The sequence below is a fragment of the Mycolicibacterium stellerae genome (assembly GCF_003719305.1).
GTDB classification, from domain to species: Bacteria; Actinomycetota; Actinomycetes; order Mycobacteriales; family Mycobacteriaceae; genus Mycobacterium; species Mycobacterium stellerae.
On the sequence record NZ_RARC01000005.1, the window covers coordinates 256,715 to 277,166 of the forward strand.

Sequence of the window (20,452 nt, forward strand, 5' to 3'; positions counted from 1 at the left end):
CCCCCGATCAGAGTCCCGCGGCGACATGGTGATACACGTCGTTCCACTTCAGCTCGTGCTGAAAACCGCGGACAGTGGTGGTCTCGTCGATGACCAGAAGCTCGGTGTCGGTCATCATGGCGAAGTCGTCGACGACCTCGGTGCCGATCGCCGTTGTCAGCACGGTGTGGTGCGGCGCACCTGCCATCAGCCACGCCTCGGTCGAGGTCGACCATGTCGGCATCGGCTCCCACACCGCACAGGCCACCGGCAGGTTCGGTAGTTCTGCTGACGGTTCGACGACGCGAACTTCGTTGGCCACCAACCGGAATCGACTGCCCATGTCGCTGATTCCGATGATGACCGCGTCGGCGGGCGCGGCGGTGAAGCGCAACCGCACGGGATCGTCTCGATCGCCGATCGACAGCGGGTGCACTTCCAGCGTCGGGGTGTCGGCAGCAATGCTCGGGCAGACCTCGAGCATGTGCGCACCGAGGATGCGCTCGTGACCGGGGGTCAGGTCGTAGGTGTAATCCTCCATGAACGAGGTGCCGCCAGGCAGCCCCTCGGCCATCACCTTCACGGTGCGCAACATCAGCGCCGTCTTCCAGTCGCCCTCGCCACCGAACCCGTAGCCGTCGGCCATCAACCTCTGCACAGCCAACCCCGGCAGTTGACGGAGTCCGCCGAGGTCTTCGAAGTTCGTGGTGAAGGCGTGAAATCCGCCATCCACCAGAAACTTTCGTAACCCGAGTTCGATTTGGGCGCCGTGCCGCAGTGAGGCGTGCCGGTTACCGCCTGGCAGAAGTTCGGGGTCGACGCGGTAGGTGTGCTCATATTCGCGGACCAGTTTGTCGATGTCTGCCTGCCGAACCCGTTCGACAACCTCGACCAGATCGTTGACACCGTAACTGTCGACCGATGCGCCGAAATGTGCCTCCGCCTCCACCTTGTCCCCCTCGGTGACGGCGACACCACGCATGTTGTCCCCGAACCGCACGAGCTTGAGCGTGGACAACGCCGCGACACCCAGCGCTGCGCGCACCCACCACCCGATCCGCAGGCGTGTCCGCGGGTCGCTGATGTGTCCGGCGATCGTCTTGCGGGAGGTGGACAGTCGCGACTGGATATAGCCGAATTCGCGGTCACCGTGCGCAGCTTGATTGAGGTTCATGAAGTTCATGTCGATGGAGTCCCATGGCAACTCGACACCGAACTGTGTATGCAGATGCAGCAGCGGCTTACTCAGCGATTTGAGCCCGCGAATCCACATCTTGGCAGGCGAGAACGTGTGCATCCACGCGATCACGCCGATGCACTCGTCGGATGCGTTGGCTTCACTGAGCACCCGCGCGATCTGGTCGGAGTCGGTGACCACCGGAAGCCAGCGCACCTCGACCGGGATCTCGGCGCTGCCGTCGAGCATCTCGGCGATCTGACGTGACTGGTCGGCGACCTGGTCCAGAATGTCGGGCCCATACATCGATTGGCTGCCCGTGATCAACCACACCTGGCTGGTTACAAGACGGGACGCGATCATCGCTGATTCTCCTGGAGGTCGTCGGCGTGCTGGCCGGTCTGGCCGTACACGTTCTGGTACCGGTCGAACAATGCGGCCACATCGGCCTCGTCGATGGTCGATGGGGAACCGAGTTGACGGCTGATGTGCACGGTGCGTGCCACGTCCTCGACCATCACCGCAGCTTTGACGGCGTCGCGCGCGGTGCGACCGATGGTGAACGGTCCGTGGTTGCGCATCAGCACCGCGCGAGATCTGCTGTCCCGCAACGTCTCGACAATTCCGCGACCGATCGAGTCGTCGCCGATGAGAGCAAAGGGGCCCACCGGGATGTCACCACCGAACTCGTCGGCGATCATCGTGAGCACGCAGGGGATAGGTTCGCCGCGGGCCGCCCACGCGGTGGCGTAGGTGGAGTGGGTGTGCACCACGCCCCCCACCTCGGGCATGTGCCGATACACGTAGGCGTGGGCGGCGGTATCCGAGGACGGAGCCAGCGCCCCGTCGACCAGGTTGCCGTACAGATCGCAGACCACCATGTCGTCCGCCCTCATCGAGGCGTACTCGGCGCCCGAGGGCTTGATCACCATCAGGTCGCGGTCGGGCACCCTGGCCGACACGTTGCCTGCGGTCCAGATGACCAGCTCATAGTGGGTGAGCACAGCGTGCAGGTCGCAAACCTGTTGGCGCAGTTGTGCAACGACCTGGTTGATGTCGGAAGTGATCGTCATTGCGTTGCTCCAACCGGCTCGGGTGCTTCGATGCGCCGAAGCCGACGCATCATGTCGTTGCCACGGCCGAACCAGTCGTATGCCGCGACGTATTCGCGGTAGAGCCGGTCATAGGCGGCGACATGGTGCGCAATCGGCAGGTAGGCGTTGCGGGTTCGGTTACCCATCTGTTTGGCCGCGGCGCGGACGTCGCTGAAGGCGCCCGCGGCGACCGCGGCATGAATTGCCGAGCCCAACGCGGGGGCCTGGGTCGACGGCACGGTTGACAGCGGCAAACCCACGGCGTCGGCGTAGATCTGCATGAGGAGCCGGTTTTTCAGCAGGCCCCCCGCCACCACCAACTCGTCGACCTGGACACCGCTGCTGACAAACGTCTCGACGATCATCCGGGTGCCGAACGCGGTCGCCTCCAACAGCGCCCGGTACATATCGACACACGTGGTTTGCAGTGTCTGCCCGATCATGACGCCGGAGAGCTCGTGGTCGACCAGCACGGATCGGTTTCCGCTGTGCCAATCCAGTGCCACCAGGCCGTGTTGCCCCGGCTCCTGAGTGCTGGCCAACTCGGTGAGATGGTCGTGAAGCGAGATGCCGCGCCGTCGGGCCTCGACGTGATAGCGCTCGGGCACGCAGTTCTCGACGAACCAGCCGAAGATATCGCCGACACCTGATTGCCCGGCCTCATATCCCCAGCTGCCCTCGGAGATGCCGCCGTCGACCACCCCGCACATGCCGGGGACCTCCCGCAGCACAGTGGAATTCATCACGTGGCAGGTCGAGGTCCCCATAATCGCGACCAGGTGTCCCGGCTCCAGTGCGTCGGCCGCGGCCACGGTCACATGCGCGTCGACGTTACCCACCGCGATCGCGATCCCCTCGGGAAGACCGGTCCATTGGGCGGCCTGCGCCGTCAGCGATCCGGCACGCGCGCCAAGCGCTCCGATCGGGGCGTCCAGCTTCTCGGTCACGAAGTCGGCGAATCCCGGCCGCACCTCGGTGAGAAATTCCCGCGACGGGTATCGGCCGTCTTGCCGGATGCCTTTGTACCCTGCGCTGCACGCGTTGCGGACGTAGGTGCCGCACAGCTGCCACACGATCCAGTCGGCGGCCTCCACAAAGTGATCCATCGCCTGGTACACCTGCGGATCCTCGTCGAATATCTCGAGTGCCTTGGCGAATTCCCACTCGCTGGAGATCAGGCCGCCGTATCGCGGCAGCCATGGCTCACCGCGTTGGGCCGCAACGGCATTGATGCGGTCGGCTTGCGGTTGCGGTGAATGGTGCCGCCACAACTTGCCGTACGCGTGCGGATGGCTGCCGAACTCGCCCAGCTGGCACAGCGGCGTCCCGTCCCGGCGCACCGGCACCATGGTGCAGGCGGTGAAGTCGGTACCGATTCCGATGATGTCGGCGGGATCGACGCCCGACTTCTCGACGGCCTCGGGAACGGCGGTGCGCAACACGTCCAGGTAATCCTCGGGCACCTGCAGCGCCCACTGCGGAGGAAGGCGCACGGTGCTGCCCGGCACCGAATCGGTGATGACGCCGTGCTCGTAGGCATGCTCGGCGCTGGCGAGCTGGTGCCCGTCGCTGACCCGCACCACCAGCGCGCGTCCGGACAGGGTGCCGAAATCAACTCCCACCGTGTACTTTTCGCTTGTCATCGGGTCTCCTCGTGCGGTGCCGTGCTGTCACGGACGATGAGTTCGGGGGCCAGCAGCGGCACATCGGTGGTCAACCCGCCCAGGGTGGCGGTGACGAGATCGATGGCCTTGCGGCCGACCGCCTGGAAGTCCTGCCGGACGGTGGTGAGCGCGGGGTTGAGGTAGCCGGCCTCGGGGATGTCGTCGAATCCCACCACGCTGATGTCGTCGGGGACGGCAAGGCCTGCTTCGGCGAATGCGTGCAGCACGCCGATGGCCATCTGGTCGTTGGCCACGAACACCGCGGACGCTTCACCGCGGCGGGCCAGCTCGCGGCCGATCTCGTACCCGCGCGCAGGGGTCCAGTCCCCCTCCCAGTGCTCCCGGGGGTGAAGGCCCGCGGCCCGCATCGCCTGCTCGTAGCCGGTGCGACGACCTTTGGCCTCGGTAAAGCTCATCGGACCCGAGACATGGTCTACGGCGTGATGCCCGAGATCGATCAGGTGCTGGGTGGCCTGACGGGCGCCGTCGATCTGGTCGACGCCGACGCTGAGGCCGCGTCCGGACAGATCCCCCTCGACCACGATCAGCGGCAGGCCGGCATCGGCGGAATGCACAACGGCCAGGGCATCCTCTTGGGCGGCGATCATCACGACCGCCTCCACCGATTGGCGCGCAAGGTGTTCCAGGGCGTCGCGCAGTTCCTCCTCGGTCACCTCTGCCAGCGGCACCAGGCTGGAGAAGTAACCCGCGGCCCTTGCGGCCTCCTGCACCGACCGCTGGATACTCGACGGGCCGTACAGTCCGCTGCTGGTGCCGACTATCCCGATGATTCCCGACCGCCGTGTCACCAGCGCTCGCGCCGCCGTGTTGGGCCGGTAGCCGAGTTCCGCGATGGCACGCTCGACCCGGGCCTTGGTGGCGGGACGAATACTCGCCGAGCCGTTGATCACCCGCGAAACGGTCTGGTGGCTCACGCCGGCCAGCCGCGCCACGTCGGCCATCACCGGCTTCGGCGTCATCGGCTGTAGGGGATGGCTGCTCATCCGGGCTTCCTCACCAGTAGTCGCTGAACCAACACGAAAATCAGCAGCAGGATCCCGGTCATGATGCGGGTCCAGTACGAGTCGAGGTTCTCAGCCGTGACGAACGTCTGGATGGTGCCAAGCACCAGCACGCCGATCAGCGAGCCGAGGACGAACCCCACCCCGCCGGAGAGCAGGACACCCCCGATCACCGCAGCGGCGATCGCGTCGAGTTCCAGCCCGATACCGTTGAGGCTGTAGCCGGACAGCTTCTGGACGGCCAGCAGGAGACCCGCAAGCGCGGCGCAGAACCCGCTGATCGCATAGACCGAGACGCGTGCTCGAGAGGCGTTGAGCCCCATCAGCTGTGCCGACTGCCGATTGCCGCCGACGGCGTACACGGTGCGACCGAACCGGCTCTGGTGCAACACGTACACCGCGACGACGACCGCCACCAGCGCCACCACCACGGTCCAGCGGATGAACTTGTCCTCATAGAGGTAGACGTAGTTGAGACCGAACTGGCGCAGCAACGGATCGGCGATCGGCAGTGTGTCGACACTGATCACGTAGCACAGACCGCGGGCGAGGAACATCCCGGCCAGCGTGGCGATGAAGGGCTGGACATCGAAGTACTCGATGACCAAACCCATCAGCAGCCCGAGAACCGGGCCGACCACCAGTACGACGCCCACCGCCAGCGGCATCGGCCAGCCCGCCTTCAAGGCGGTGGCGACGATGACGGTGGACAACGCGACCACCGACCCGACAGACAGATCGATGCCACCGGTGAGGATGACGAAGCTCATACCGACGGCGAGCACAATCAGATGTGCGTTGTCCACCAACAGGTTCAAGAACACCTGTGTGGGGCTGGCGAACTCGTAGCGGGCAACGACTACCCCGAACAACACCAAGAACAGCACCAGGGACGCGGTCGGCGACAGGTAGCGCCCGTGTACCCGCCGCAGGAGTCCGCCGGTGTCCACCCTTGGCAGGGTGGCGAGCTCGATGCTCATGGGGTCCTCACTTCCTCCGTCGCCGATGCCGCAGCCGTCGGCACGGGTGCGGGCACACCCGCTGGATCCGAATCAGACGGCGCAACAGCCGAATTCACCGGCGGTGCGGCAACCCGGTGGTGGCGCCCACTTGACAGCATGGCGCGGAACTTCGGCGCCTGCAGCAGACAGACGGCGATCACCACAAGCGCCTTGAATACCAGCGTCGTCTCCGGTGTGATGCCCGCGGTGTACACGGTCGTGGTCAGGGTCTGGATGATCAGGGCGCCGAGGATGGTCCCTGTCAAGCTGAATCGTCCACCCAGCAGCGATGTTCCGCCGATGACAACGGCGAGGATGGCGTCCATCTCGATCCACAGGCCGGCGTTGTTGGCGTCGGCCGCTGAGATGTTCGACGCGATCATCAGCCCGGCGATTCCGGCGCAGAGCGCGCAGAAGACGTACACGGCGAACACGATGGTGCGGTACCGCACTCCGGCCAGCCTGCTGGCCTCCGGGTTGATGCCGACCGATTCCAGCAGCATGCCCAGCGCCGTGCGTCGAGTCAGCAGACCCACCAGTGCGAACACGGTCAGGCTCACCAGGATCGCCACGGGCAACCCCAAAGCGAAACCCGCGCCGAGGATCTTGAACGGGGCGCTGGTGACGGTCACGATCTGGCCATCGGTGATCAGCAGTGCGACACCACGACCGGCGGTCATCAGGACCAGGGTGGCGATGATCGGTTGAACCCCGAACACCGAGACCAGCATTCCGTTCCACAGGCCAAGACCGACGGCCGCACCCAGTGCGATGCCCATCGCGGTGACGACGGTGCCGGCGCCTGCCGGGTCGGGTGAGGCGGCGATGTGGGCACAGGCCAGCGCACCGCTGACAGCCACGACGGCCCCGACGGACAGGTCGATTCCACGCGACGCGATCACCAACGTCATGCCGAGTGCCACCAACATGGTGGGCGCACCGTTGCGCAAGATGTCGATGAGGCTGCCGAAGAGGTGGCCGTCCTGCACGCGGATGCTCAGAAAGCTCGGTGTCACAATGACATTGACGACCAGCAATGCCACGAGCGCCAGCATCGGCCAGATCAACGGCGACGCGCCCAGCTTTTTTGTCATCGCGTTCCGCCCGCGGCGATGAGGGCGGTCAGTTCCTTGACCGTTCGGTCGGAACCCACCTGCGCGACGCAGTGCCCGTCACGCAGGACGGCGATGCGGTCGCTGATGCGGGCTACCTCGTCGAGTTCTGCGGAGATGAACACCACACCCATGCCGTCCTTGGCCAGATCGGCGACGAGCTTCTGGATCTGCGCCTTGGCGCCGACGTCGATGCCGCGGGTGGGTTCATCGAGGATGAACAGCTGAGGTTCGGTGATCAGCCAACGCGCCAGCAGCACCTTCTGCTGGTTGCCGCCGCTGAGGTTCTTGACCACCGTGCCCGGCTTGCGGGGCCGGATGTCGAGGGCGTCCATGTAGCGCGTCACCAGATCGTCGGTGGTCTTCTTCGACAGTGGGCGGGCGAAACCGCGCCGCGCCTGCAATGCGAGCACCAGGTTGTCACGCACGCTGAGCTCGCCGATGATGCCCTCACCCTTGCGGTCCTCCGAGGAGAAGGCGAGCCCCTTGCCGATGGCTGCGCGGGGCGAGCGCATCGCGGCCGGTTTTCCATTGACCAGCATCCGTCCGCTGGTCGCCCGGTCGGCGCCGAACAGTAGGCGCGCCAACTCTGTTCGGCCTGAGCCGAGCAGTCCGGCCAGCCCCACCACCTCGCCGCGGTGTACGTCGAGATCCATCGGTTGCAGTCGCGGCCTTCTGCCGATGCCCTTGGCGCTCAGCACGGTTTGGTGTGTCGTCGGTGCGCTGGCGGCGGCCGTGTTCCCGATCTCCTCCAGCAGGTCCAGCTCGTGTCCGAGCATCGCCGCTATCAGTTGAACCCGGTCCAGCGCCGCCGTCGGGTACTCGCCGACCAGGCGGCCGTTGCGTAGCACCGTCATTCGATCCGAGATCTCATACACCTGCTCGAGAAAATGCGACACGAACAGAATGGCTGCGCCACCCTCCCGCAGGCGGCGCATCACCCGGAACAGTTCGGCCACCTCGTCGGCGTCGAGGCTGGACGTCGGCTCGTCGAGGATCAGCACCCGGGCGGAGACGGCGGTCGCACGGGCGATCGCGACGAGCTGCTGGATGGCGATCGGATGCGCCCCAAGCGTGGACCGGGGGTCGATGGTCAGGTCAAGCTCGCCGAGCAGTTCCCCGGCGCGCCGGTTCATCGCGCGGTAGTCGATCCGACCGAAGCGACGGGGTTCGCGGCCAAGCAGAATGTTTTCCGCCACAGTCAGATTGGCGCACAGGTTGACCTCTTGGTAGACGGTGCTGATGCCTGCGTCCTGCGCCTGCCTTGGGCCGCTGAACCTTTGTTCGACCCCGTCGACCGTGATGCTCCCCGCGTCGATCTCGTACACGCCGGTGAGCGCCTTGATCAAGGTCGACTTGCCTGCGCCGTTCTCCCCCATCAGCGCGTGGATCTCGCCAGGCAGCAACCGGAAGTCCACGCCGTCGAGCGCCTTGACACCAGGAAAGTCAATGGTGACGTCCCGCATGTCGACCACTGCGCTGTCACGCGGGCCGGGAACCGGTGTTGTCATGGCGGATCTTTCGGTGAGGGCCGACGCCGCCCGGACGTTTGAGGGGTCGCGGTCCGGGCGGCATCGACAGTCAAGAGGTCAGTACTTCCGTTCCGGGAGAACCGCTTTCGCCTGCTGCTGATCGAATGCCTCATCGGGGGTGACTACCCGCGGCGGCACCTGCTCGCCTGCGACCACCTTCTTGGCCAGGTCCATGAGTTGCGGCCCAAGCAGCGGGTTGCACTCGACGATGTAGTTGAACTTGCCGTCGGCGAGTGCTTGCATGCCGTCGTGGGTGGCGTCGACGGCGACGATCTTGATGTCTGTCCCCGGCTTCAGACCTGCCGCTTCGATGGCCTCCATCGCGCCGAGGCCCATGTCGTCGTTCTGCGCGAAGACCAGGTCGATCTTCGGGTTGGCCTTGAGGAACGCCTCCATGACCTGCTTGCCACCGGAGCGGGTGAAGTCGCCGCTCTGGGACGCGATCACCTTGAGGTTCGGGTTCGCAGCGATCGCCTTGGCGAATCCGGTGTTGCGGTCGATCGCCGGGTCAGCACCGGTCGTGCCCTCGAGCTGAACGATGTTGACGGGGCCCGGAGCCGACGCATACTGCTTGACCACCCATTCGCCTGCGGTCTGGCCCTCTTGAACGAAGTCCGCGCCGAGGAAGGTCTTGTACACATCCTTCTCCTGGGTGTCGACGGCGCGGTCGGTGAGGATGACCGGGATTCCGGCGTTCTTGGCCTCCAGGAGCACGGCGTCCCAGCCGGTCCGAACCACCGGGCTGAACGCGATGACGTCAACCCGCTGCTGCACGAACGAGCGGATCGCCGAGATCTGATTCTCCTGTTCGCCGTTGGCGTCGGAGAATTTCAGATCGATGTCGGCGGCCTTCGCCGCTTCCTGGATCGACTTCGTGTTGGCGGTGCGCCACCCACTCTCGGCGCCCACCTGGGAGAAACCCATGGTGATCTGGCCCCCCGCGGAGCCTCCGCCGGAGTCGCCCGACGGTGCCGGTCCACTGCCACACGCTGCGAGTACGCCTGCCGTTGCGACGCTGAGCACCGCGGTCAGAATTCTTTTCACGAACCACTCCTTCGATGTCTCGGCTTGCCGAGTTGACCCCGTGCCGGCGTGCTTCGGCAGGCCGCGATAGTGCGGGAGACGATGTGACCGGCGTTACACGATGGGGATGTTAACGCTCACATTCGGCGGGTGTCAACAATTTGTTAGCGCTCACATTCGCGATCGCAGCGTCTTGACAAAGCGTGAGCCGCGTCACAAGATCGTCGATGTTAGCGCTCACATCGCCAGCTCTGCGACCGCGGTGCGAAGCACAATCAATGGAGGACCTCATGCGCAAAGGCTTTGTTTGGATAGTGGCCGCGCTCGCCATCGTGGCCGCGCTTACAAGTGCAGGCTGCGGCCGCTCGACGACGGAGACGACCGGCAGCAGCGGCGACCGCACCGGGACGGTCGGCATCGCGATGCCGACGAAATCGTCCGAACGGTGGGTGGCCGACGGCAACAACATGGCCGAACAGTTCAAAGCGCTCGGCTACGAAACCGACCTGCAGTACGGCGACGACGTGGTGCAAAATCAGGTGTCGCAGATCGAGAACATGATCACCAAGGGCGTGAAGGTATTGGTCATCGCGCCCATCGACAGCTCATCGCTGACCGACACCCTGCAGCGTGCGGCGGATGCCAAGATTCCGGTGGTCAGCTATGACCGGCTGATCCGCGGCTCGCAGAATGTGGACTACTACGCGACGTTCGACAACTTCAAGGTCGGCGTGCTGCAGGCGACGTACATCGTCGACAAGCTCGGCCTTGCACAGGGCAAGGGCCCCTTCAACATCGAGCTGTTCGCCGGGTCGCCCGACGACAACAACGCGACGTTCTTCTTCAACGGCGCGATGAGCGTGCTGCAGCCCTACCTCGACAGCGGCAAGCTCGTCGTCAAGAGTGGGCAGACCAGCTTCGACCAGGTCGCCACGCTGCGCTGGGACGGCGGGCTGGCTCAGTCGCGGATGGACAACCTGCTCAGCAAGGCCTACACCAGCGGCCGGGTGGACGCGGTCCTCTCCCCGTACGACGGGATGTCGCTGGGCATCATCTCGGCGTTGAAGAGCGCCGGCTACGGCACGCCGACCAACCCGCTGCCCATCGTCACCGGCCAGGACGCCGAGCTGGCGTCGGTGAAATCGATCATCGCCGGCGAGCAGACGCAGACCGTCTTCAAGGACACCCGTGAGCTCGCCAAGGCCGCCGTACAGATGGCCGACTCGCTGCTCACCGGCGGCACACCAGAGGTCAACGACACCAAGACCTACGAAAACGGGGTGAAGGTCGTGCCCGCGTTCCTGCTGCAGCCGGTCAGCGTGGACATCACCAACTACCAGAAGGTGCTGATCGACTCGGGGTACTACAACGCCGGGCAGTTGGCGTGACGGTGTCCGAAACCGCACCGCTGCTCGAAATGCGGGGTATCACCAAGAGGTTCGCGGGTGTCACGGCACTCGACGAGGTCAACCTCTTGGTGCGCCCCGGCGAGATCCACGCGATCTGCGGTGAGAACGGTGCCGGAAAGTCGACGCTGATGAAGGTCCTCAGCGGCATCTATCCACATGGCAGCTACGAAGGCGAGATCGTTTTCGACGGACAGCCCGGCGACTTCAAGGACATCAGGGCCAGCGAGCGCCGTGGCATCGGCATCATCCACCAGGAGCTGGCGCTGGTACCGGTGCTTTCGATCGCGGAGAACATCTTCCTGGGCAACGAGCACGCATCGGCGGGGGTGATCAGCTGGCACGAAACCATGACCCACGCCGCGCAGCTGCTCGACCGCGTTGGCCTGTCCGAAAGCCCGCGTACCCGGATCGCCGATATCGGCGTCGGCAAGCAACAGCTGGTCGAGATCGCCAAGGCGCTATCCAAGAAGGTGAAACTGCTGATCCTCGATGAGCCGACCGCCGCGCTCAACGACGAGGACAGCAGGCATCTGCTCGACCTGATCGTGGAACTCCGCGACCAGGGCCTGACGTGCATCATCATCTCGCACAAGCTAAATGAGGTGATGCGGGTCGCCGACAACATCACCATCTTGCGTGACGGTAAGACCATCGAAACCCGGCCGGTCGGACCCGAACTCACCGAGGAGCACATCATCCGCGGCATGGTCGGGCGCGACATGGTCGACCGTTTCCCCGAGCGGACCGACCACCCGATCGGTGATGTCACCTTCGCCATCGAGGACTGGACCGTCTTTCATCCACTCGACCAGCAGCGCAAGGTGGTCGACGGGGTTTCGATCAACGTGCGGCGCGGCGAGGTCGTCGGGCTGGCCGGGCTGATGGGCGCGGGCCGGACGGAGCTCGCGATGAGCGTCTTCGGGCGCAGTTACGGAAAGAAAGCCCGCGGAAAGGTTTTCAAGGACGGCAAAGAAATTCACACGCGGACGGTGCCCGAGGCCATCACACACCGCATCGCCTACGCCACCGAGGATCGAAAGCACTACGGCTTGAACCTGATCGACGACATCGCGCGCAGCGTGACGATCGCTTCGCTGCCCAAGGTCAGCCGGGCGTCGATCATCAACGAGCACGAGGAGACAGTCGTCGCCGAGCGGTTCCGTAAAGACATGCAGATCAAGGCCTCGTCGGTGCGGGCGACCACGGGCAACCTTTCCGGCGGCAACCAGCAGAAGGTGGTGTTGAGCAAGTGGATCTTCGCCGACCCTGATGTGCTGATTCTCGACGAGCCCACCCGCGGGATCGACGTCGGCGCCAAGTACGAGATCTACACGATCATCAATGCCCTTGCCGCCCAAGGGAAAGCGGTGATCGTCATCTCGTCGGAACTACCCGAGCTGATAGGTCTGTGCGACCGCATCTACACCCTCAATGAGGGTCGTCTCACCGGTGAGGTCGCCCGCGAGGACGCAAAGCAGGAGACGCTGATGCGCTACATGATGAAGGGACGCAGCTAGATGACCACCACCGGAACGGTGAACACCGCATCGAGTGCGCCGCCACCGGCACAGCCACCCACGCCGCCGGGACGGCGCTTGCGTGCGGTATTGCAGGGCAACTTCCGGCAGTACGGCATGGTGGCCGCTCTCGCCGTGATCGTGATCCTGTTCCAGGTCTGGACCAGTGGGATCCTGCTCAAGCCGCTGAACGTCACCAACATCGTCCAGCAGAACGGCTACATCCTGATCCTGGCGATCGGGATGGTCATCGTGATCATCTCGGGTCACATCGATCTGTCGGTGGGCTCCATCGCCGGGTTCATCGGGGCGATGTCGGCGGTGCTGATGATCCGCCACGACATGCCGTGGCCGGTCGCGCTAGTGCTCTGCCTTCTACTCGGCGCGTTGATCGGTGCGTGGCAGGGCTTCTGGATCGCCTACGTCGGCATTCCGTCGTTCATCGTCACGCTGGCGGGCATGCTGGTGTTCCGCGGCGCCACCCAGTACCTGCTCGAGGGCCAATCCATCGCGCCCTTCCCACGCAGTTTCAGCCAGGTCAGCAGCGGGTTCCTGCCCGAGATCGGCGGCACCGGGCTCTATCACTGGCCCACCGTCATCCTGGGTGTGGTTGTCATGGTGGCGGCCGTCTGGCAGCAGGTGCGCCAGCGAAGGACCCAGTCCCGCTACGGTTTCGACGTCTCGCCGCTGGGCTGGTTCGTGTTCAAATGTGCCGCCATCGTCGCTGCACTTGCGGCCTTCACGCTGTTGCTGGCCAGCTATCGCGGCGTGCCTGTGGTCGGAATCATCCTTGCCGTGGCGTTCGTGATCTACGCCTTCGTGATGCGCAGCACCGTCTTCGGCCGACAGGTGTACGCGGTCGGTGGGAACGTCGCGGCCGCACGGCTGTCCGGCGTGAAGACGAAACGGGTCACGTTCCTTGTCTTCGTCAACATGGGCCTGCTGTCGGCACTGGCCGGTCTGCTTTTCGCGGCGCGGCTCAACTCGGCCACGCCGCAGGCCGGTATCGGCATGGAGCTGGAGGCAATCGCCGCGGCGTTCATCGGTGGTGCGTCGGCCAACGGTGGTGTCGGGACGGTGTTGGGCGCCATCATCGGCGGGTTCGTCCTCGGCGTGCTGAACAACGGGATGTCACTCATCGGCATCGGCAGTGACGTGCAGCAGGTGATCAAGGGACTGGTTCTGCTCGCCGCCGTCGGCTTCGACGTCTACAACAAGAAGAAGGGCGGAGCCTGACGGATGGACCGTTTCGACCGCGACATCCTCGACTTCGTCCGCAGCTGGGCGCCGTATGGCGGCCCACCCTCTGATGAGGTAATCGCGGAGTTCGGGTTGACACCCAACCAGTTTGCCGAACGCGTCGACCTCATCATCTCGGCTGAGAACGCTCGGCGTGATCGCGAGCTTCGGCAGCCCTGGTTGCGGGTGGGGAGTCCCGCGCCTCGCTCGAGCGCGCCAAGCGCCAATGCGCTTGAATAGCCTGGAAATGAAGACCACACCGATGCGGTGGTCGTTGGCCGACGCTCGCGAACTGCTCTTCTTCTCGTTGCCCGGACGAATTCCCGCACCAAGCAGCGATCGTCGAGCATTGCCCGCCCAATCCGGTGCACAGACGCAACTGCGCTTCGACCGTCAGACCGGCGAGTGGGTGATCATCGCCGCGCTGCGGCAAGACCGCACATACAAGCCGGCTTCGGCCGACTGTCCGCTGTGCCCGGGTCCGTCCGGGCTGACCAGCGAGGTGCCGGCACCCGACTACGACGTGGTGGTGTTCGAGAACCGCTTTCCCAGCCTGTCCGGCGACGCCGAAACGGCTGCCGGTCCCGTGCCAACCGACGGCTTTGTGTGTGCACCAGCCAACGGTCGCTGCGAAGTCATCGCGTTCTCCAGCGACCACACGGGGTCTTTCGCAGACCTCGGCGACGCGCACGCCCGGCTTGTCGTTGAGGCATGGCGGCACCGCACCGCCGAGTTGATGGCCCGGCCCGAGATCGAGCAGGTCTTCTGCTTCGAGAACAGGGGCGAGGAAATCGGTGTAACGCTGACCCACCCGCACGGTCAGATCTACGGCTACCCGCACCTGACGCCACGCACGACTGCGATGTTACGAGAAGCCGACGCGCATCGAATGCGCGACGGCACCAATATGTTTGCGCGAATTCTCGCCGAAGAGGTTGACGATGGTCGCCGGATCGTCGCACGTAACGACGCCTTCACCGCCTTCGTGCCGTTCGCGGCACGGTGGCCGGTCGAGGTGCACATCTACCCAAACAGGTTCGTGCACAACCTGACCGATCTCGACGACGCAGAACTCGACAGCTTCGCGCAGATCTATCGCGATATCCTGCGCAGGTTCGACCGGATGTATGCGGCGCCGCTGCCCTATATCTCGGCATTGCATCAGTACACCGACGACGACGCGCAACGCGAGGGGTACTTCCACGTCGAGCTGTTCTCGATACGGCGCAGCGCCACCAAGCTGAAGTATCTGGCAGGTTCGGAATCGGCGATGGGGGCGTTCATCACCGACACCACACCCGAGGCCGTCGCCGATCGGCTACGGGAACTGTGACGATGTCAGACACCGGACGCACAGTCAGGTACTGCGCTCCTGGCCGGGTCAACCTCATCGGAGAACACACCGATTACAACTTTGGCTTTGCGCTGCCCATCGCGCTGCCCGAACGCACAGAGGTGTCCTACCAACCCGATGACGGCGACTCACTCGTCGTGCGCAGCGACCGCGAGACAGCACCGGTTCGGCTATCGCTGAACACGGTTCCCGGCGAGGTCACCGGTTGGGCCGCCTACGTGGCAGGAGTGGTGTGGGCGCTGCAGCGTGCGGGTCACCGCGTCCCTGGCGGCGCGATGGCGATCGCGCGCGGCGTCGAGACGGGGTCGGGGCTCGCGTCGTCTGCGGCACTGGAGTGCGCCGTGCTCGGCGCGATTCTCGCCGCCACCGATCAGACGGTGGACCGGGTCGAGCAGGCCAGGATCGCTCAACGCGCCGAGAACGAATATGTCGGGGCCCCAACGGGTTTGTTGGATCAGCTGTCGGTTCTCTTTGCCGAGCAGCAGCGGGCGCAGTTGATCGACTTTCGCGACCTCACGGTCCGCTCGATACCGTTCGACCCCGATGACAGCGGTGTCGCACTGCTGCTCGTAAATTCTCATGCCGCGCATCGGCATGCCGGCGGCGAATACGCCGCCCGCCGCGCTTCGTGTGAGCGTGCTGCCGCGGCGTTGGGCGTTTCCTCGCTGCGCGACGTGCAGGACCAGGGCACCCAGGTGCTGGCGGCTGTGCCGGATCCCGAGGACGCCCGCCGTGCCCGGCACATCATCGCCGAGAACGCGCGGGTTCTCAACACCGTTGAGGCGCTGCAGGTTTGCGACTTCACCGAGGTTGGCCGACTATTGTCCGTCTCGCACGCGTCGATGCGCGATGACTTCGAGATCACCACCCCCCACATTGATCTGATCGCCGAAAGCGCCGTCCAGGCAGGCGCACTGGGGGCTCGGATGACGGGGGGTGGCTTCGGTGGCTGTGTGATCGCCCTTGTCGACGCCGATCGGGCGGACGCCACTAGCGATGCCGTGCGCGCATCGATGCGACGGTCGGGCCACCGCGAGCCGACAATCGCCCGCACTCGTGCCGGCCGCGGCGCTGGCGGTTAGCCGCGTGCCTGACGCCTTGGGAAGTCAGTACGAGCTTGCCCTGCGGGCCGCCGGCCGATGGGTACGCGGGACGATCGCCCAGGTTGGCGCCGCCCTTCGGCAGCTCTCCATCGGAGGTGTCGAGATCACCGCCGGTCTCGACGACCACGACTCGGCACCGTTCAGCTACGGCACAGTACTGGTCCCATGGCCCAACCGGGTGCGCGACGGCCGGTGGGTTCACGACGGGCGCACACTTCACCTCGACATCACCGACCCCCGCCATCGAAGCGCGCTTCATGGACTGCTTCGCGATACCGCCTACCAGCCCGTTGCGCACTCGGACTCCTCGATCACCCTCGGCGCACCGGTCCTGCAGCAGAGCGGCTATCCCTTCGAGCTCGACACCTTCGTCTGCTACCAATTGGTGGCCGACGGCCTGATGACGACGCACACGGTTCGCAACACCGGATCGACCTGTGCGCCAGTCGCTATCGGCGCGCATCCCTTCCTGGCGATCGGCGGCGTCCCGACCGAGACGCTTACCTTGACGGTGAACGGCTCGCACCACATCGACTTAGACGAGCAGCGCATACCGATCGGCCTTACCGCAGTGCAAGGAACCGAATGGGACCTGCGTAGTGGTCGCGTCATCGCAGACCTCGACCTCGACGACGCGTGGTCGGGCTTGACACCCGCAGACGGCGGCAGCGTCCACACGCTGCACGCTCCCGACGGGCGCTCCGTCTCGCTGTGGGCTGACAGGGGTTTCGGCTTTGTCCATGCCTTCATCACGCGCGAATTCCCCGGCAACGACGGCTGCGTGACCGCCGTCGCACTCGAGCCGATGACCGCCCCGGCCGACGCGCTCAACAGCGGTGTCGGGCTCCGTTGGCTAGCGCCCGGCGACGCCATGTCGGCGTCGTGGGCGATTCGCTACAGCGAGTCGGGAGGGTAGGAGCCGGTCGGTCCACAGCGGTAGCGCAGACCTATGAGCCCGCCGCGATCATGGCGACACCGGTGATGGCGGCTGCGACTCCGGCATTCTGCAGTCTTGACAGTCGCTCGTGATCGACGGTGCGCGCCAACAGCATGGTGGCGGCAGGATAGAGCGATCCCAGTACCGCAACCACGGGAAGTGCGCCAGAGACACTGGCGACCGCGAACATCAGGTTGGCGCTGACGTCGAAGATGCCGATGACGACGATCAGTGCGACAACGCGCGGCGGGAAGCTCGCTGCGACGCTGTGCTGTCTGCGCTGTTGCGAGCGCAGCGCGAGAACACCCGCAAGGGCCAGCACAGGGACGGACGCACAGCGCATGACGAGCATCGTCATCACCGTCGAGTATTGGGAGCCGCCGGCAATCGCGTATTGGAGCAGACCGAATCCGGCGGCCGCACCGACGGCCAGCAGGATCGAACGGCCGGGTCGTTGCGCCTGTGCCGCGTTGTCAGCGGGCCGCGCGGTGATGACCACGCCGGCAATGGCGACCCCGATACCAGCGATGCACAGCGCTGATGGCACAGCGCCGCCAACCATTCCGATAACGACGGGGATGATGACGCCGAGCGCGGCGACGGGGGCGACGATCCCCATCGTGCCGATCGCCAACGCCCGGTAGAAGAGCAACACCGCCGATGCGCCGGCGGCACCTGCACCGACTGCCCACGGCACGTATCCCGTCGGCGCGGCAAATGTCCCGACGGCAACAGCGACGAGAAGAGCTACCAGCAGACCTGCGGTCTGGGAGACCAAAACAACCAACACGGTCGGTCGGCCTCGCGACATCTTGCCGCCCAGGTAGTCGGCAACGCCCCAGGCCAAAGAGGACACCAGTGAGAGCAGGATCGTCATCGGGAGACTTCAATCGGTGCGGCGACACGCACTCGAAATGGCTGATGGCGCGCCCCGCCCATCAAGTAATATGAGTCATGCATATCGATCAGAGTAGGCGAGACCGCAACGTCGTGGGCGCCGCGGCCATCGCCGTCACCGACCTCGTCCGCGCCGCGGTCGAGCAAGCCACGGGACTGGCGGGAAGCGGCCCCGCCGCCCTGGTTGCCGTCGTCGCCGACCCCGGCTTGAGCATCGATGAGTTGCGCCGGGTGCTCGGCCTCACCCATCCCGGCACGGTGCGTTTGGTCGATCGACTCGTCGACAAGGGTTGGATCGAGCGTCAGCACGGCGTTGGCCGTACCGTGCTGCTGGCTCCCACACCGTCAGGTCGCGCGGCCGAACGGCGGCTGGCTGCAAGTCGAGAAGCGGCCCTCGCCGACTATCTTGCGGCGTTGTCGGACGACGATGTACACAGGATCGCCGTCCTGGTCGAACCGATCCTTGGCAGGACGATCAACGATGTCGATGCGATGCGTCGCCTGTGCAGACTGTGCGACCGCGGCGTCTGTCAGAACTGTCCGGCCGAGGCATCCCGGTCAACGGGCTGAGCCACCGACATTGGCTTCGTGGTCGCTGCGCCTGCCGTCGGCGATGGCGCCGCGCACGAAGGTCGCGAGCGCGCGCGCCGGCAACGTGGTGTCCAGCCGCTTGTTGGCGGCCCGTTGCAGCGCGAGGCCGTGTGACAGCGCCACCTGCGCGACGCCGAATTCATAGGGGGTGAGGGTGGAGACGATTCCGAGGCGATCGAAGTGGACCTCGATCAGTTCACCGAGACGCTTTCGGTAGGACTCGTACATCGTCGCGAACTGGTCGGCCTTGCGGCCGCCGCGCATCGCGTACAGCTGGAACTCGGTGGTGAGCAGGCACCAACTGCTGTCCTCGCCAAGGACTCGGTATCGCCGCTCGATCGCCGGGGCAAGGTCGGGTGCGGATTTGATCCGGCCGAGGGCGCGGCTGAGCGTCTCGATTTCGGCATCAAGGTGGCGGCTGAGCAGGTCGACGAAGAGCTCGTCCTTCGAGTCGAAGTTGGAGTAGAACGCCCCTCGCGAGAAGCCGGCCTCCTCGGCGATGACATCGATGGGCGAGGCCTCGAAACCCATGCGGCAGAACACGGTGCCTGCGGCCTCGATGAGACGTCGACGGGTCTCTTCTCGTTGTTCGAGGCGGGTGAGTCGAGCCATGGATCACCCTCCTGCCAGGCCGGTACCGTGCACCTTCACGCTTGACACTAAGGGTTACACACCTGCATTCTCATACACAACTGAATCCGAATGCATATGTGAATGGACACCTCATGACGATTCCGCGCGGCCTGCGGCGGCGACCGTGAACCGCGGCCCACGTGCCGACCTTCCGCCGGCGCGGGAGTGGATCGCCCAGTGTGAGACGTTGATCAGCCGCGGCGGGCATCGGCTGGCGTTTCGCAGGCGCGGGGACGGGCCCGCGGTCCTGCTGCTCCACGGCTTTCCCACGTGGTCCTACGATTACGCGGCCGTGGCAACCGAGTTGGCCCGTGATCACGACGTGGTCACGCTCGATTTTCTCGGCTACGGCGCCTCCGACAAACCGAAGCCCTACCGGTACTCCGTCGCCGAGTCCGCCGACATCGTCGAGGACCTCGCAGCGTTCCTCGGCCTGGCCGCGGTCGACCTGGTCGTCCACGACTACGGCGGCATAGTCGGACAGGAACTGCTCGACCGTGCACTCGCCGGCCGGCTTCCCTTCGCCGTCAACAGCCTGACCGTGCTCAACTGCGGGATCGTCTTCAGCGCCTACCGACCCACGCGGCTTCAAAAGCTGCTGGCCACACCGATTCTCGGCGGGGTGCTCGCCCAGCGGATCACCGCAGGCACGCTTCGCTCTGGGCTGGATGCTGTGTGGGGGACGTCGAAGCTCACCGATGAGGAGTTCGGCGAGCTCTGGCACGGCGTGTCCCTGGACAACGGACACCGGCTCGCGCATCTGCACATTCGCTACAACGCCGAGCGCGCACGTCATCATCGACGTTGGGAGGCTGCGCTGGCAGCGTGGAAGGGTCCGATGCATCTGGTGTGGGGGCTCGACGACCCGGTGTCGGGGCGTCATGTTCTGGAACGAGCGATTGAACTGCTGCCCAACGCCCGGGTGACCGAACTGCAAGCCGTGGGTCACTTTCCACACGTCGAGGCGCCTGCCGCGGTGGCGGCGGCGATCCGTATCGCCGTCTGATCCCGCTCCCGGCGCCTTCGCAGCTTCTACCGACCGCCCCTGCTCGCCAGGACGGCGTGGCCCGGGATAGCGGTTCCACATCCCGGGCCACGCCAGTCAACTGTCCACCTGCTGGCTCTTATACACATCCCCGAGCTCACCACACCGAGGCTGAGCTGGTAG

19 protein-coding genes are annotated in these 20,452 nt (G+C 65.3%); 9 read left to right on the forward strand and 10 right to left on the reverse strand.

Annotation, left to right across the window (positions count from 1 at the left end; genetic code table 11):
- Positions 1 to 7: 7 nt before the first annotated feature.
- The 8 genes from araA to D6M19_RS09955 all read right to left on the reverse strand — a co-directional run bounded on the left by araA (position 8) and on the right by D6M19_RS09955 (position 9,625).
- A complete protein-coding gene (gene araA / locus D6M19_RS09920) occupies positions 8 to 1,519 on the reverse strand; it encodes an L-arabinose isomerase (protein WP_123025008.1) in 1,512 nt (503 codons plus the stop codon).
- Positions 1,516 to 2,229: an L-ribulose-5-phosphate 4-epimerase gene (locus tag D6M19_RS09925; protein ID WP_123025009.1), complete on the reverse strand. Its 714-nt coding sequence runs from the start codon at positions 2,227 to 2,229 to the stop codon at positions 1,516 to 1,518. Before D6M19_RS09925 ends, araA begins: the two co-directional genes overlap by 4 nt.
- The gene (gene araB / locus D6M19_RS09930) at positions 2,226 to 3,893 is read right to left on the reverse strand and encodes a ribulokinase (protein WP_123025010.1); all 1,668 of its coding nucleotides are present in this window, start codon (positions 3,891 to 3,893) and stop codon (positions 2,226 to 2,228) included. The genes D6M19_RS09925 and araB overlap by 4 nt, the downstream gene beginning before the upstream one ends.
- Positions 3,890 to 4,918, reverse strand: a complete 1,029-nt coding sequence (locus D6M19_RS09935) for a LacI family DNA-binding transcriptional regulator (protein WP_234834795.1) — start codon at positions 4,916 to 4,918, stop codon at positions 3,890 to 3,892. The genes araB and D6M19_RS09935 overlap by 4 nt, the downstream gene beginning before the upstream one ends.
- Positions 4,915 to 5,916 carry an ABC transporter permease subunit gene (locus D6M19_RS09940; protein ID WP_123025011.1) on the reverse strand — a complete coding sequence of 334 codons (1,002 nt, stop codon included), beginning with the start codon at positions 5,914 to 5,916 and terminating at the stop codon, positions 4,915 to 4,917. The genes D6M19_RS09935 and D6M19_RS09940 overlap by 4 nt, the downstream gene beginning before the upstream one ends.
- Entirely contained in the window at positions 5,913 to 7,031 is a 1,119-nt protein-coding gene (locus tag D6M19_RS09945) for an ABC transporter permease (protein ID WP_123025012.1), read from the reverse strand. Before D6M19_RS09945 ends, D6M19_RS09940 begins: the two co-directional genes overlap by 4 nt.
- Positions 7,028 to 8,560 (reverse strand): sugar ABC transporter ATP-binding protein, encoded by a 1,533-nt coding sequence (locus tag D6M19_RS09950; protein ID WP_164478415.1) that lies wholly within the window; start codon positions 8,558 to 8,560, stop codon positions 7,028 to 7,030. Before D6M19_RS09950 ends, D6M19_RS09945 begins: the two co-directional genes overlap by 4 nt.
- A 78-nt stretch (positions 8,561 to 8,638) precedes the next feature.
- A complete protein-coding gene (locus D6M19_RS09955; protein WP_123025013.1) occupies positions 8,639 to 9,625 on the reverse strand; it encodes an ABC transporter substrate-binding protein in 987 nt (328 codons plus the stop codon).
- Between the two features lie 269 nt (positions 9,626 to 9,894).
- On the opposite strand from D6M19_RS09955, the gene chvE reads away from it, so the two are divergent.
- Genes chvE through D6M19_RS09990 form a run of 7 tightly spaced genes read left to right on the forward strand, consistent with a single transcriptional unit; the run spans position 9,895 to position 17,142 of the window.
- Positions 9,895 to 10,992 (forward strand): multiple monosaccharide ABC transporter substrate-binding protein, encoded by a 1,098-nt coding sequence (gene chvE / locus D6M19_RS09960; RefSeq protein ID WP_123025068.1) that lies wholly within the window; start codon positions 9,895 to 9,897, stop codon positions 10,990 to 10,992.
- A gap of 2 nt (positions 10,993 to 10,994) precedes the next feature.
- Positions 10,995 to 12,530, forward strand: a complete 1,536-nt coding sequence (gene mmsA / locus D6M19_RS09965; protein WP_407665319.1) for a multiple monosaccharide ABC transporter ATP-binding protein — start codon at positions 10,995 to 10,997, stop codon at positions 12,528 to 12,530.
- Positions 12,531 to 13,766: a multiple monosaccharide ABC transporter permease gene (gene mmsB, locus D6M19_RS09970; protein ID WP_123025014.1), complete on the forward strand. Its 1,236-nt coding sequence runs from the start codon at positions 12,531 to 12,533 to the stop codon at positions 13,764 to 13,766.
- A gap of 3 nt (positions 13,767 to 13,769) precedes the next feature.
- The gene (locus D6M19_RS09975) at positions 13,770 to 14,009 is read left to right on the forward strand and encodes a DUF3263 domain-containing protein (protein ID WP_123025015.1); all 240 of its coding nucleotides are present in this window, start codon (positions 13,770 to 13,772) and stop codon (positions 14,007 to 14,009) included.
- 7 nt (positions 14,010 to 14,016) lie between these two features.
- Positions 14,017 to 15,102 carry a galactose-1-phosphate uridylyltransferase gene (gene galT, locus D6M19_RS09980; protein WP_234834796.1) on the forward strand — a complete coding sequence of 362 codons (1,086 nt, stop codon included), beginning with the start codon at positions 14,017 to 14,019 and terminating at the stop codon, positions 15,100 to 15,102.
- 2 nt (positions 15,103 to 15,104) lie between these two features.
- Positions 15,105 to 16,205 (forward strand): galactokinase, encoded by a 1,101-nt coding sequence (locus tag D6M19_RS09985; RefSeq protein ID WP_123025017.1) that lies wholly within the window; start codon positions 15,105 to 15,107, stop codon positions 16,203 to 16,205.
- Positions 16,206 to 16,209: 4 nt separating this feature from the next.
- The gene (locus tag D6M19_RS09990; protein WP_234834797.1) at positions 16,210 to 17,142 is read left to right on the forward strand and encodes an aldose 1-epimerase family protein; all 933 of its coding nucleotides are present in this window, start codon (positions 16,210 to 16,212) and stop codon (positions 17,140 to 17,142) included.
- 31 nt (positions 17,143 to 17,173) lie between these two features.
- Here the strand turns inward: D6M19_RS09990 and D6M19_RS09995 are convergent, their stop codons facing one another.
- A complete protein-coding gene (locus D6M19_RS09995; RefSeq protein ID WP_123025019.1) occupies positions 17,174 to 18,040 on the reverse strand; it encodes a DMT family transporter in 867 nt (288 codons plus the stop codon).
- Between the two features lie 77 nt (positions 18,041 to 18,117).
- Here D6M19_RS09995 and D6M19_RS10000 point away from each other — a divergent pair, with 77 nt between their 5' ends.
- A complete protein-coding gene (locus tag D6M19_RS10000; RefSeq protein ID WP_123025020.1) occupies positions 18,118 to 18,630 on the forward strand; it encodes a MarR family winged helix-turn-helix transcriptional regulator in 513 nt (170 codons plus the stop codon).
- Here D6M19_RS10000 and D6M19_RS10005 read toward each other — a convergent pair.
- Positions 18,619 to 19,263, reverse strand: a complete 645-nt coding sequence (locus tag D6M19_RS10005; RefSeq protein ID WP_123025021.1) for a TetR/AcrR family transcriptional regulator — start codon at positions 19,261 to 19,263, stop codon at positions 18,619 to 18,621. The genes D6M19_RS10000 and D6M19_RS10005 overlap by 12 nt on opposite strands.
- Positions 19,264 to 19,408: 145 nt before the next feature.
- Here D6M19_RS10005 and D6M19_RS10010 point away from each other — a divergent pair, with 145 nt between their 5' ends.
- Positions 19,409 to 20,290, forward strand: coding sequence for an alpha/beta fold hydrolase (locus D6M19_RS10010; RefSeq protein ID WP_164478416.1), 882 nt, complete (start codon positions 19,409 to 19,411; stop codon positions 20,288 to 20,290).
- Positions 20,291 to 20,452: the final 162 nt, after the last annotated feature.